15 protein-coding genes and 1 pseudogene are annotated in these 12,041 nt (G+C 67.3%); 12 read left to right on the top strand and 4 right to left on the bottom strand.

Annotated elements, in window-relative coordinates:
• Together AC5RTS_RS00755 and AC5RTS_RS00750 are read right to left on the bottom strand one after the other, a co-directional pair.
• Positions 1 to 435 (bottom strand): cytidine/deoxycytidylate deaminase family protein, encoded by a 435-nt coding sequence (locus AC5RTS_RS00755; RefSeq protein ID WP_493990165.1) that lies wholly within the window; start codon positions 433 to 435, stop codon positions 1 to 3.
• A gap of 115 nt (positions 436 to 550) precedes the next feature.
• Positions 551 to 856 carry a DUF4193 domain-containing protein gene (locus AC5RTS_RS00750; RefSeq protein WP_493990164.1) on the bottom strand — a complete coding sequence of 102 codons (306 nt, stop codon included), beginning with the start codon at positions 854 to 856 and terminating at the stop codon, positions 551 to 553.
• Positions 857 to 1,528: 672 nt separating this feature from the next.
• Here AC5RTS_RS00750 and AC5RTS_RS00745 point away from each other — a divergent pair.
• Both AC5RTS_RS00745 and AC5RTS_RS00740 read left to right on the top strand, forming a co-directional pair.
• Entirely contained in the window at positions 1,529 to 1,858 is a 330-nt protein-coding gene (locus AC5RTS_RS00745) for a hypothetical protein (protein WP_493990163.1), read from the top strand.
• Between the two features lie 200 nt (positions 1,859 to 2,058).
• Complete coding sequence (locus AC5RTS_RS00740) at positions 2,059 to 2,622, top strand: GNAT family N-acetyltransferase (RefSeq protein ID WP_493990162.1); 564 nt, start codon at positions 2,059 to 2,061, stop codon at positions 2,620 to 2,622.
• A 30-nt stretch (positions 2,623 to 2,652) separates the two neighbouring features.
• Here the strand turns inward: AC5RTS_RS00740 and AC5RTS_RS00735 are convergent, their stop codons facing one another.
• The gene (locus AC5RTS_RS00735; RefSeq protein ID WP_493990161.1) at positions 2,653 to 3,489 is read right to left on the bottom strand and encodes a class I SAM-dependent methyltransferase; all 837 of its coding nucleotides are present in this window, start codon (positions 3,487 to 3,489) and stop codon (positions 2,653 to 2,655) included.
• 133 nt (positions 3,490 to 3,622) lie between these two features.
• Between AC5RTS_RS00735 and AC5RTS_RS00730 the strand changes: the two are divergent.
• From AC5RTS_RS00730 to AC5RTS_RS00685, 10 genes and pseudogenes are all read left to right on the top strand, one after another.
• Positions 3,623 to 4,058: pseudogene (locus tag AC5RTS_RS00730) on the top strand (YciI family protein).
• Positions 4,016 to 4,255, top strand: coding sequence for a hypothetical protein (locus tag AC5RTS_RS00725; protein WP_493990160.1), 240 nt, complete (start codon positions 4,016 to 4,018; stop codon positions 4,253 to 4,255). Before AC5RTS_RS00730 ends, AC5RTS_RS00725 begins: the two are co-directional and overlap by 43 nt.
• Positions 4,256 to 4,325: 70 nt before the next feature.
• Positions 4,326 to 5,999, top strand: a complete 1,674-nt coding sequence (locus AC5RTS_RS00720; RefSeq protein WP_493990159.1) for a glycoside hydrolase family 13 protein — start codon at positions 4,326 to 4,328, stop codon at positions 5,997 to 5,999.
• Between the two features lie 113 nt (positions 6,000 to 6,112).
• Positions 6,113 to 6,460, top strand: a complete 348-nt coding sequence (locus AC5RTS_RS00715) for a UBP-type zinc finger domain-containing protein (RefSeq protein WP_493990158.1) — start codon at positions 6,113 to 6,115, stop codon at positions 6,458 to 6,460.
• A gap of 96 nt (positions 6,461 to 6,556) precedes the next feature.
• Positions 6,557 to 7,342 carry an SDR family oxidoreductase gene (locus AC5RTS_RS00710; protein WP_493990157.1) on the top strand — a complete coding sequence of 262 codons (786 nt, stop codon included), beginning with the start codon at positions 6,557 to 6,559 and terminating at the stop codon, positions 7,340 to 7,342.
• A 176-nt stretch (positions 7,343 to 7,518) separates the two neighbouring features.
• Complete coding sequence (locus AC5RTS_RS00705; protein ID WP_493990156.1) at positions 7,519 to 8,664, top strand: ABC transporter permease; 1,146 nt, start codon at positions 7,519 to 7,521, stop codon at positions 8,662 to 8,664.
• A complete protein-coding gene (locus tag AC5RTS_RS00700; RefSeq protein ID WP_493990155.1) occupies positions 8,661 to 9,362 on the top strand; it encodes an ABC transporter ATP-binding protein in 702 nt (233 codons plus the stop codon). The genes AC5RTS_RS00705 and AC5RTS_RS00700 overlap by 4 nt, the downstream gene beginning before the upstream one ends.
• Positions 9,363 to 9,419: 57 nt before the next feature.
• The gene (locus AC5RTS_RS00695) at positions 9,420 to 10,013 is read left to right on the top strand and encodes a TetR/AcrR family transcriptional regulator (RefSeq protein WP_493990154.1); all 594 of its coding nucleotides are present in this window, start codon (positions 9,420 to 9,422) and stop codon (positions 10,011 to 10,013) included.
• On the top strand, positions 10,010 to 10,471 hold the full coding sequence (locus AC5RTS_RS00690; RefSeq protein ID WP_493990153.1) for a DUF3054 domain-containing protein: 462 nt from the start codon (positions 10,010 to 10,012) through the stop codon (positions 10,469 to 10,471). Before AC5RTS_RS00695 ends, AC5RTS_RS00690 begins: the two co-directional genes overlap by 4 nt.
• A 52-nt stretch (positions 10,472 to 10,523) precedes the next feature.
• Positions 10,524 to 10,805: an Lrp/AsnC family transcriptional regulator gene (locus AC5RTS_RS00685; RefSeq protein ID WP_493990152.1), complete on the top strand. Its 282-nt coding sequence runs from the start codon at positions 10,524 to 10,526 to the stop codon at positions 10,803 to 10,805.
• An 80-nt stretch (positions 10,806 to 10,885) separates the two neighbouring features.
• Here AC5RTS_RS00685 and trpD read toward each other — a convergent pair whose 3' ends face one another.
• Positions 10,886 to 11,932, bottom strand: coding sequence for an anthranilate phosphoribosyltransferase (gene trpD, locus AC5RTS_RS00680; protein ID WP_493990151.1), 1,047 nt, complete (start codon positions 11,930 to 11,932; stop codon positions 10,886 to 10,888).
• Positions 11,933 to 12,041 lie beyond the last annotated feature (109 nt).

The following is a 12,041-nucleotide window of genomic DNA, read 5'->3' as shown; positions in this document are numbered from 1 at the left end:
CTACCCTGCCGGGGGAAGGAAGCCGAGCGGCAGGAGATCCCGGGCCTCGACGCTCACCGGGCCGTCCGGTGCCGGCACAATGACGCGGATGCCGGGATAGTAATCGCTGAACACCTGCCGGTCGCGGCCGCATGGACTCTGCACACCGCGGCCGTGGTTACCCACGGCCACAATATGGGTCGGCTGCCCTGCCCCGGCTGCCCGGGCCGCCGCCAGGGCAACCAGTTCAGCGCAGGGACCCCCGGTGAAGTGGTAGAGGTTCACGCCCGCATATGTACCGCCGTCGGCTGTCCGGACGGCGGCGCCCATCGTGTGGATACCGTCCTCGTCCGGGCCGGCGTCGGTGACTGCATCGATGGTCCGGCGGGCAAGCTCCACCAGGGCACGGTCTGCCGGAACAAGCTGCCGGGCTGAGGCGGGAAGTGGATTGCTCATCCCGAAATCCTAGCCCCGGACCGGGGGAGGACCGGCAGGCAGCGGGCGTTTCGGGCAACAAAAAACCGGGCCCCGCCTCGTGGACGGAACCCGGCTGATCCAAGCAGGGGAGAGCTTAGCCTTCGCAGTCCAGGCAGAAGGCCTCGCCGTTCTTCTTTTCGCGGGCAATCTGCGAACGGTGGCGGACCAGGAAGCAGGACATGCACGTGAATTCGTCGGCCTGCGGGGGAACAACCTTGATCAGGAGTTCCTCGCCGGAGAGGTCCGCACCCGGAAGGTCAAAACCGTCGATCGCGTCCGACTCTTCGACATCAATGACGGCAGTCATCGCTCCGCCGCGCTGCTGAGCTTTCAGTCCCTCCAGGGAGTCTGTCGGCTGGTCTTCTTCCTTGACGCGCGGGGCATCGTAATCGGTAGCCATTTTGTTGTGTATATCTCCTGATTTGGGGGGGTTTGAGCGTAGATCATATAGGCAATCAAAGTCGCTGCACCAAACGGTACAGCCGCGGCGGGCCCGTGGCGGCGAAATATAGCGTCAAAGTGACCAACATCCCGTTTTGGCGAACGCCGTGCCGGCCCGGATCCCGCCGCCGCCGGTGCCGTTCCCGGGGGACAGCGGATGCCGCCATCGACTCTGGGCGGTTATGTCAGCGGTTATGTCAACTGGCAAAAGCGCCTCCGGCAGCTTGCAGGGGACGTTATGTCAACTCACGCAGGAGCATGCTGCGGGACGTCCGGGGACGGAAATCTGCGTGACCAGGTCAGCCGTTTTTCAGGCCCTGACGCCGAGGCCGATCCACGGGCAGTTTGCGCAGCGGCGTCAGGAAGGCAAGGCCGCCGGACTGCCAGTACTGTCAATCCGGTGAATTCCGCTGAAAATCCGGGGGATCAGGCGCAAAAGCAGTCATATGTACCGAAGGCCGGATATAAGGCTCCAGGCCTCTTCCCCGGACCATATATAAACGCCGATAATCCACATTATGTCAACTAGCGCATTGGAAGGGCTCCCCCGGACCCCGCCGGAACCCCTGCTGGCCGCGACCGCTGGCAGGCATTAGGCTCACGGCAAACGTCCGTCCTCCAGGAAGGCGCCATGGTCATCCACCGCTGGTTTACCGCTGCCGCGGCATGCGGCGTCGTACTGGTCATGGCTGCATGCGGCTCCGGCGGAGTGGACAGCCCCGGCGGACGCCCGGACCGATGGGCCGTGGGCGTTGCCGGAACCCGGTCCGGCACCGATGAGGCATGCCTGGAGGATCCCTTCATTGAGGAAGCATTCCAGTCAGCGGACTATCCCTCCACATACCTGGGCCTCAGCCTAACGTCTGACGCCACCGCAGAAGATGCAGAGCGTATAGCCGAATGCCTGCGGCAGGCGGAGCCGGCTGCAGATGTTTCAGTCACCGGACCGGACACCGGCTAGCCGTCCACATCGGAGACGAACTCCCCCAGCGCCTGGTACAACGACACGGTTGCCCAAATCCATGGCCCGCGTATGCTGTTTTTCGTGAACCGGACCGGTGCTGACCTTGCCTTGGCGCAGCTCGAACAGGACCCGGGCGTGCTGGCATGGGTTTCTCCCATCCCACCCGTACGCCCAGGTCGGGCCGCAGGGGCCGGCGAATGACAGTGGCGTTTTCCTGGCTCGACTCCCCCGGCGGCCTTTCCCCCGCTGTGCGCCGTCAGCTGCTGCACTGCTGGACGGACGTCAGCAATGCCGGCGGCGCCGTCGGCTTCCCGATGCTGCCGGTGGATACCGGCGACGTCGAGCCGGCGCTGGCAGCGCTCGTTGACGCCCTCGCGCCCGAAGGCTCCCGGCTGCTGATTGCGGAGGAACACGGCGCACTGGCCGGCTGGCTGGTCCTGACCGTCAACCCGGGCACCCTCACCGGCCATTGGGCCCGCATCACCCGCGTACAGACTGCGCCGGCGGCACGCGGCCGGGGCATTGGGTCCGCGCTAATGCAGGAAGCCGCCCGATATGCCCACCGGGAACTGCTGCTGGACGAACTGATCCTGGAGCTCCGCGGCGGCATGGGGCTGGAGTCCTTTTACGCCCGCCTGGGCTGGACCGAGTACGGCCGCCGGCCCCGCGCCCTGCGGCTCAGTGCAGACGACTTCCGCGACGAGGTCCTAATGCGCCTGCCGCTGCCGACGGGAGAAGGCCCGGCCGCCGGCCACGCCTGAAACCCCTGCCTCTCCCCCGGGCGGCCATTGTCAGGACCGCGTGGCCGTCACCAGCAAATACTCCCAGTCCATGGCCATACCGCCGGCCTGGGTGCTGTATCTCCTCGCCAGGGACAGCAGTTCCCCATCCAGTGCCCGCGCCCGGTCCGGACCGGACCCCAGGTATTCGTAGACCGCCATGACGGGCCCGTAGTGGGCCTTGAGGAAGCCCAGGAAATCCTCCGGCGTTGCGAACCGGTCAATCAGCACGGTCCGTCGCTCGGCGCGGAAGTCCCGCACCTGTCCCTCCAGGAGGGACTCAACATGCTCCCGGTTGCCCCACAGCGGCGGTGACTGCGTTCCCGGCGGAGGCGGCGGCGAGTACGGCGTCAGGGCAGCGAACATGCTGCCAATGAACCCTTCGGGACTCCAGCTGAGCAGTCCGATGCGCCCGCCCGGCCGGCAGACGCGGACCAGTTCGGCGGCCGCCCGCCGGTGGTGGGGGGCGTACATCACGCCTACACAGGAGATCACCGCGTCATAGGACGCGTCTGCATAGGGAAGGTCCTCGGCATCCGCGATGGCCCACGTCAGCCGGACGGACCGGGCCAGTGCCAACCGCTTGCCGGCATTGAGCAAATCCGGCGCCAGGTCCGCAGCGGTCACATCCGCTCCGGTTTCCGCGGCCGGAACGGCGGCGTTTCCGGTCCCCGCGGCAACGTCCAGGACCCGGTCAGTGCCGCTGATGCCGGTGGCCCGGACGAGGACGGGTCCCAGGGCGGATATGGTTTCGGCGGCCACCAGCGCATAGTTTCCCAGCGACCAGATGGCCCTGAGACGTGCCTTGATCGCCCTGTCCGCTTCGGCATCGCCGGAGGGTTCGGCCATATCCTCACGTCCTTGGAAGACGGTACAGATTTTTCTTCGCGGCTGTCGGTATCCGGGCCGCCCGTTCGACGCCATAGTAGAAGACGCAACACCGCGTCCTCACAGTGGCAGCAGAGAACAGAAGGTGTCCACCATGAAGTACATGCTTATTATGCGGTCCACCGACGCGGGCGTGCAGGCCTACAAGGATTGAGGAAGTCATTAACCGGATGGGCGCTTACAACGAGTCGCTGATCAACGCCGGCGTACTGCTGGCCGGCGAAGGCCTGGCGGACATCTCCTCGGACAAAGGCTTCGTGGTGGACTTTTCCGAAGATTCGCCGCTGGTTACTGACGGCCCCTACGGGGATACCCGCGAGCTGTTTAACGGTTTCTGGATCATCTCCGCGGCTTCCCCCGAGGAAGCGGTGGAATGGGCCGCCCGCTGCCCGCTCGGGCCCGGATCGAAGCTGGAAGTGCGCCGGGTGACCGAGGCGGAGGACTTCGCGGATTTCGCTGACAACGAGTACATCCGGAAGGAAGAAAAATGGCGCAGGGACGAGGAGAAACTGCGCACCGAGCACCGGTAGCCGCCGGCCCGGAGCACGCAGCAGCAATCCGGCGCCGCATCGATGCGCTGTGGCGCATTGGAGGTGCCCGGAGCGTGCACGGGGAGCTGCTTTCCCGGCGGGGCAGGGACGCCGAGGCCCGGGCCGAGTTCCGGGCGGCGGACCTGGCGAAGAACCGGCACGAGCGCAGGCTGCTGCTGCTCCGGGGGCGGGAGTAGAGTCCAACCACGCCCGTTTCCCGCTTCCCGCTTCCCGCTTCCCGCTTCCCGCTTCCCGCAAAGGATCGCCTTGACTTCAACCCCGCAGCCCTTTCCTTCCGACGCCGATCCGCTTGCCGATCCGAACTGGTGGCGCCAGGCCGCGGTCTACCAGGTGTATCCGCGCAGTTTCTCGGATTCCGACGGAGACGGGCTGGGCGATCTCCGGGGCGTCACCGCCAAGGTGCCCTACCTTTCCGCCCTGGGCGTGGATGCCGTCTGGCTCAGTCCCTTCTATCCCTCCGCGCTCGCCGACGGCGGATACGACGTCGACCACTACCGCGACGTCGATCCGCGTCTGGGCACGCTGGCCGACTTCGACGAGATGGCCGCGGCCCTGCACGGGGCCGGGATCAGGCTGATTGTGGACATTGTCCCCAACCATTCCTCCAACCGGCACGCCTGGTTCCGTGAAGCACTGGACTCGCCCCGCGGCTCGGCGGCAAGGGAACGGTACATATTCCGCGACGGGACCGGCCCCGACGGCGCCTCCCCGCCCTCGGACTGGCAGTCGGTCTTCGGTGGCAGCGCCTGGGCCCAGGTGCCCGACGGGCAGTGGTATCTGCACCTTTTCGCCCCCGAACAGCCGGACTTCAACTGGGAGAACCGTGAAGTCCGCGATGATTTCCTGGCCACCCTGCGGTTCTGGTCCGACCGGGGCGTGGACGGCTTCCGGATCGACGTGGCCCATGCCCTGGCCAAGGACCTGAGCGAACCGCTCGCCGCCAGCGCGCTGCTGGATGCCGAAGGGGAGGGAACCGACGGCGGGCATCCGTTCTGGGACCGGAACGAGGTCCATGACATCTACACCGAATGGCGTGCACTGTTCAATGAATACACCCCGCCGCGCACCGCCGTGGCCGAAGCCTGGGTCCACGCTTCCCGCCGCGGACGGTATGCCAGCCCCGAGGGCCTGGGCCAGGCCTTCAACTTCGACCTGCTGCAGGCGGACTTCGACGCCACCCGCTTCCGCGCGGTCATTACGGAGAACCTGGACCAGGCGGCGCAAACCGGTGCCTCGTCCACCTGGGTCCTGTCCAACCACGACGTCGTCCGGCACGCGACCCGCTACGGGCTGCCGGCCGCCCCGGCCGGAAGTACCAAGGGGCAGGACGGCAAGGCCTGGGTTCTGGCCGGCGGCCCCGAGGAAGAACTGGACCGGGAACTGGGGCTGCGCCGGGCACGGGCGGCTACCCTGCTGATGCTTGCCCTGCCCGGTTCGGCCTATCTGTACCAGGGCGAGGAACTGGGCCTGCACGAGGTAGCCGGCATCCCGGACGCCGAACGCCAGGATCCCGCCTTCTTCCGCAATGCCGGAGTAGAGAAGGGCCGGGACGGCTGCCGGGTACCTCTGCCCTGGACTGCGGATGGGCCGTCCTTTGGCTTCAGCGCCGGTGCGGCCCATCTGCCCCAGCCGCAGGAGTTCGGCCGGGCGGCCGTCGCGCTGCAGGACACCGATGCCGGCTCCACGCTGAACTTCTACCGGCGCGCCTTGGAACTGCGCGGCAAACTGCAGGGCGCCGAGGAGTTTTCCTGGGTGCCCGGTGCTTCCTCCGTCCTGCATTTCATCCGGCCCGGCAACTGGCAGAGCATCACCAATTTCGGACCGGCGCCCGTTAAACTGCCCGCCGGAACCGTCCTGCATTCCAGTGCCCCGCTGCAGGACGGGCTGCTGCCTCCGGATACCACCGCCTGGCTGGGCTGAGCGGAGCCAAGGTTCCCGCCGCCTGGTCCGGGCGGCCGGGGGCCCTGTTGCGGAAGCCCGCGGCTGGTTAGCGTGGAAGCTACCGGCACCGCCTTTATGCAAGGAGCCCCGCCATGGAATCCGTCCCCGGTATCAATACGTCGGTTCCGCCCAGCGGCCCGGGCTGCGTGGAATGCACACAGCAGCAGGGCTGGTGGTATCACCTGCGACGCTGCGCGGAATGCGGCCACATCGGCTGTTGCGACAACTCCCCCGGCCGGCACGCCACCGCCCACGAGCAGAGCACCGGACACCCGATCATCCGCAGTTACGAGCCCGGTGAGGAATGGTTCTGGAACTATACCGATTCCTCCGTCTTCGCCGGTCCCCCGCTGGCGCCGCCGGAGCACCATCCGCTCAGCCAGTCAGTCCCCGGCCCGGCAGACCGGGTACCGCCTGACTGGCCGGACAGGCTGAGCTGACGCATCCGCCGGCACGCTGCCGGGCCCGGACCGGCAGCGGAAAGCGGCAAGGCGTAGGCCCGGACAGACACGGGCGGTCGGGTTTACACTGTAAACATGACTAGAACCTACATTGTGACCGGATCGGCTTCGGGCATCGGAGCAGCCACCGCCAACCTGCTGAAGGAGGCCGGCAACAACGTCATTGGAGTTGACCTGCGCAACGCCGACGTCGAAGCGGACCTGAGCACCCCGGAAGGCCGCTCCTCCGCCGTTGCCAAGGCCGTTGAGCTGGCCGGCGGCACCGTTGACGCCGTGATTGCGTGCGCCGGCATTTCCGCACCCGCCCCCATCACCGTGGCGGTGAACTTCTTCGGAGTCACCGACTTCCTGACCGCCCTGGCCCCCACGCTCGCCAAGAGCGACGCACCCCGCGCCGCCGTCGTCAGCTCCATGGCCAGCCTGCAGCCCAACTCCCCCGAGCTTGTCGAGGCGATGCTGGCCGGCAATGAGGAAGAGGCACTGCGGATCGGCAAGCAGATGGCGGACCAGGGTCCGCAGGTCGGCTACCTCAATTACCCTTCCAGCAAGCGTGCCCTGAGCCGCTGGGTCCGGCGCGAAAGCATCAGCCCGGCCTTCGCCGGAGCGGGCATCCCACTGAACGCCGTCGCCCCCGGGACCGTGCTCTCCCCGATGACCCGCGACCTGCTCGCCACTCCGGAAGGCCGGGCCATGGTGGACGACAACGTGCCGATGCCGCTGAACGGCCACTCCGAACCAGAGGTTATTGCCCGTCTGCTGATCTGGCTCACCTCCGAGGAGAACACGCACACCACCGGCCAGACCATCTACACCGACGGCGGCGCCGACGCGACGCTGCGCGGCGACGATATCTGGTCCTAGCTTCACCCCGGGGCACCGGCATCGGCAGGTTTTACTGCCCGGTGCCGGTGCCCTCTGCGTTGCAGAAAGGCGGGCCGCTCCCCCGGTTGTACCCGTGTGCTTCTTTCTGACATGATGTTGGTATGTTACCGACAAGCTGTTGGTAACACCTGCATACGATCCAGCAAGGGGTTCCGATGTTTTTAGCGCTGCGCGAGTTGCGTTTCGCACGGGCCAGGTTCGGACTGATGGGCGGCGTTGTCGCCCTGATCGCCGTGCTGATGGTCCTCCTGTCCGGCCTGTCCTCAGGCCTCGTCAATGACGGCGTGTCCGGACTGAAGTCCATGCCGGCCACCGCCTTCGCCTTCAACGAGGGCACCAAAACCGACAATGCGTTCTCCCGCAGCGTGGTGGATGAGGGCCAGGCCGACGCCTGGGCCGAACAGCCCGGCGTCGAGGATGCCGCCCTGATGGGCACTGCCATGATGAACGGCACCACCGGCAACGGCACCCAGGTTGACCTTGCGCTGTTCGGCATTGAGACGGATTCCTTCCTCGCCCCGCAGATCGGCGAGGGCCGCAGCATCAACGCCCCCGATGAGATTGTGGTCTCCGCCACCGCTGCCGACGAAGGCCTGGCGATTGGCGACGTCGTCACGCTCGAGCGCATCGGCGTCGAACTCACGGTGGTCGGTTACACCGAGGGGCAGGCGACGTTCGGCCACGTGGATCTGGCCTACCTTCCGCTGGACACCTGGCAGTACCTGGCCAGCGGCCAGAGTGCTCCCGGGACCCCGACACAGGACGCCATTGATGCAGTGGACTTCGCCACGGCCAGCACCGTGGCACTGAAGGCCGCCGACGGCGCGGACATCGACTTCGCTGCCGGTGACGCCGCCGCGGGAACGGTCACCTCCACTCTGGAGGAATCCTTCAATGCCTCCCCCGGCTACTCCGCCGAAACCATGACGCTGGAAATGATCCAGGTCTTCCTGTACGCCATCTGCGCCCTCGTGGTCGGCGCCTTCTTCACGGTCTGGACCATCCAGCGCCGTCATGAACTCGCCGTGCTGCGCGCCGTCGGCGCATCCACCGGCTACCTGCTCCGTGACGGCCTGCTCCAGGCCGCCATCATCCTGGTTCTCTCCACTGTGGTGGGCATCCTCGCCGGGCTCGGCATGGGTGCCGGCCTGAGCGGTACGGCCATGCCGTTCGCCCTGGAGGCAGCCCCGATCGCCACGGCAACCGTGCTGACGATCCTTCTGGGCCTGGTGGGCGCCGCCCTTGCCATCGTCCGGATTTCCCGCGTAGATCCCCTGGTGGCACTTGGAGGACAGCGATGAGCACCGCAACACAGGCATCCAACCCCGGCACACGCACCGGCGGGCTGATGATCGAGGCAGCAAACCTGGCACTGGGCGACGGCGACAGCACCGTCCAGGCGCTCGACAACGTCTCACTGTCCGTTTCGCCCGGGGAAATGGTGGCCGTTGTCGGCCCCTCAGGCGCCGGAAAATCCAGCCTGCTGGCGGTCGCCGGCGCCCTGACCACACCGGACTCGGGCACCGTCCGCGTCAACGGCACGGACCTGGGCGCCCTCGGCAAAGCGGACCGCGCCAAGTTCCGGTTGAAGGAAATCGGCTTCGTCTTCCAGTCCGGGAACCTGATCCCGGCCCTGAACGCCGCCGAACAGCTGCAGCTCATGCTGAAGCTGGCGGGCAACCGTGACGGGTTCGATCCCCTGGAACTGCTGGCGGCGGTGGGGATGGAGCACAAGGCCAAGAGCCGCCCCGACCAGCTCTCCGGCGGTGAGCGCCAGCGCGTGGGCATTGCCCGCTCGCTCGTGAACCGGCCCACTTTGCTGCTCGTGGACGAGCCGACGGCGGCACTGGACCGGGCCCGCAGCCAGGACGTGGTGGCGCTGCTGGCACGGGAAACCCATGAGCGCGGCGTTGCTACAGTTATGGTGACCCACGATCACGATGTCCTGCACCACTGCGACCGCGTGGTCGAGATGGTGGACGGTCAGCTGGCCGGCTAAGACACGCGCCTGTCCCCGGACAGTGCGAACGCTAGAACAGTACGAACAGGAGGGCACGTGCCCCGAATCAATGCCCCCACGGTGGCCGAGCACCGGGCGGCGCAGCAGCGGGCGCTGCTGGACGCGGCACGAACCCTCCTGGCCCGGACGGGCGAGGCCCCCAGCATGGCCGAAGTTGCCGCGCTGGCGGGCCTCGCCCGTCCGAGCGCCTACCAGTACTACAAGTCCCGCCAGGACCTGCTCCACGCCCTCGTGCAGGATGTGTTTCCCCGCTGGACGCGCAGGGTCCGTGAGGCCATGGATTCCGAGCCTGAACCTGCGGACCGCATCATGGCCTACGTCCTGACCAACATCGCCCTGGTGGCCGAAGGCGAACACGCCGTGGGGACGGCGCTGGCCGCGGTTGCCCCGGGCGAGGAGCTGGATAATCAAAGCACCATGATGCACCGCCAGCTGCTCACACCCCTGGTGGACACCCTCACCCTGCTCGGCGTTGCGGACCCCGAAGTCACAGCTGAACTGATCAACGCGATTGTGCATTCCTCCACCCGGCTGCTCGAATCCGGCACCGAGCGCGAATCCGTGGAGGCACGGGTCCGCGAACTGCTCGGCCCCTACGTCCGGGAAAACGCGGTAGGACAAAAGGCATGACCAGGGCAAAACACACCGAACCTTCCGGAGCCGCGCCGTCAGCGGGCGGCCCCGGGGCAGCCGCCCGTCCGGACCGACGCAGCTGGCCGGTGCTCCTGGGCGGCGACCTGGTCCTCATCACCGTCTTTGCGGCCCTCGGGCGGCAGAGCCATGAGCACGGGCTCGCCGTAACCGGAATCCTGCTCACCGCGCTGCCCTTCATCCTTGCCTGCCTGGCCGGCTGGGCCGCCACGCGGGCATGGCGGCGCCCCGCCCGGCTCTGGCCCGCCGGCGTCGTGATCTGGCTCGTCACCGTGGCCGCAGGCCTCGGTATCCGGTCACTGGCGGGCGGAGGCACCGCACTGAGCTTCCAGCTGGTGACCCTGCTGGTGCTGGGCGCCTTCCTGCTCGGCCACCGTCTGGTGTGGCACGCGGTGTCCCGGGGCGGGACAGCTCACCGGACGCGCCGGATCAACTAGGCTCAAAAGGAAACAGGCGCCACCGGCGCCATCCAGCAGCGAAAGGCACGCCATGATTACCGCTTTTGTACTCATCCAGACGGATTCGGCCCGGATTCCGGAATGTGCCGAAGAGATTTCAGAGATCGAGGGCATCAGCGAGGTCTACTCCGTCACCGGTGAGTGCGACCTCATCGCCATTGCGCGGGTCCGCCGCCACGAAGACCTGGCGGACGCCATCGCCAACCGGCTCTCCAAGGTCGACGGCGTCATCGGGACCACCACGCAGATTGCGTTCCGCGCGTACTCCCAGCACGATCTTGACGCCGCGTTCTCCCTCGGCTTCGACAGTTAGCGCAGGGTTCGACAGCTAGCGCAGGGTTGGACAGCTAGCGCAGGGTTCGACACCTAACGCGCGCCGCCGGCCCTCCGGGGCTAGCGGGTCACGTCCACCCAGCGGTCCAGGGCAGCCTGGGCCGCACCGCTGTCAATGGAGGCACAGGCCCGCTCCAGTCCCCGCGCCAGCCGCTCCGTCAGCGGGCCCTCAGCCTCCGGATCCAGGGCCACCAGGGCCGCAGCGGCGTTGAGCACCACGGCATCGCGTACCGGCCCCTTGTCCCCGGCCAGCACGCTCCGCACGACGGCGGCGTTGGCGGCCGCGTCTCCGCCCCTCAGATCCTCCAGCGTGGCCCTGCTGATCCCGAGATCCAGGGGATCCACTACTGACTCGCTCACGGCCCCGTTACGGACCTCCCAGACGGTGGACACACCGGTGGTGGTCATCTCGTCCAGCCCGTCATCCCCGCGGAAGACCAGGGCACGCACGCCGCGCTTTGCCAGCACGCCCGCCATCAGCGGCGCCAGGCGCGCATCCGCCACTCCAATAGCCGAAGCACTGGGCCGCGAAGGGTTGGTCAGCGGTCCCATGAAGTTAAAGGCGGTCGCTACGCCCATCTCGCGGCGGGGCACAGCCGCAAACCGCATGGACGGGTGGAAAACCTGTGCGAAGCAGAACGTGATTCCCGCCTCCACCGCGGCCCGTGCCACGCGGTCCACCGGAAGGTCCAGCCGGACGCCGAGCGCCTCGATCACGTCGGCTGAGCCCGAGGACGACGACGCCGCCCGGTTTCCGTGCTTCACTACCTTCGCCCCGGCGCCGGCACAGACCAGTGCCGCCATCGAGGAGATATTCACCGTGTTGTGCCGGTCTCCGCCGGTGCCCACAATGTCCAGGGTGTCTCCGGGGATATGGATGGGCCGTGCACTGGCAAGCATGGCCTCGACCAGTCCGGTGAGCTCGTCAACGGTCTCCCCCTTGGCCCGGAGCGCGACCAGGAAGCCCGCAATCTGCGAGTCCGTCGCCTCCCCGGCCATGATCGCGGCCATGGCCCAGCGGGTCTGCTCCGTCCCGAGGTTCTCCCCCTCAATCAGTGCAGTAATCAGGCTCGGCCAGGTGTCCGTTGAACTCGGAATGGTAGTCACACACCTTAGGTTATCTACGATTCGTAGAAATTGCTGGATTGTTTCTGGGGGCCCCATTTCCGCGCCAGTACAGGGATCCGGGGCTCCGGTCGCCTCCCCGGACGCGCCG

It is taken from the genome of Arthrobacter sp. MDT1-49-2 (genome assembly GCF_059090185.1).
Note: the sequence above shows the minus strand (reverse complement) of the source record. Positions and strands in the feature narration are given on the sequence as shown.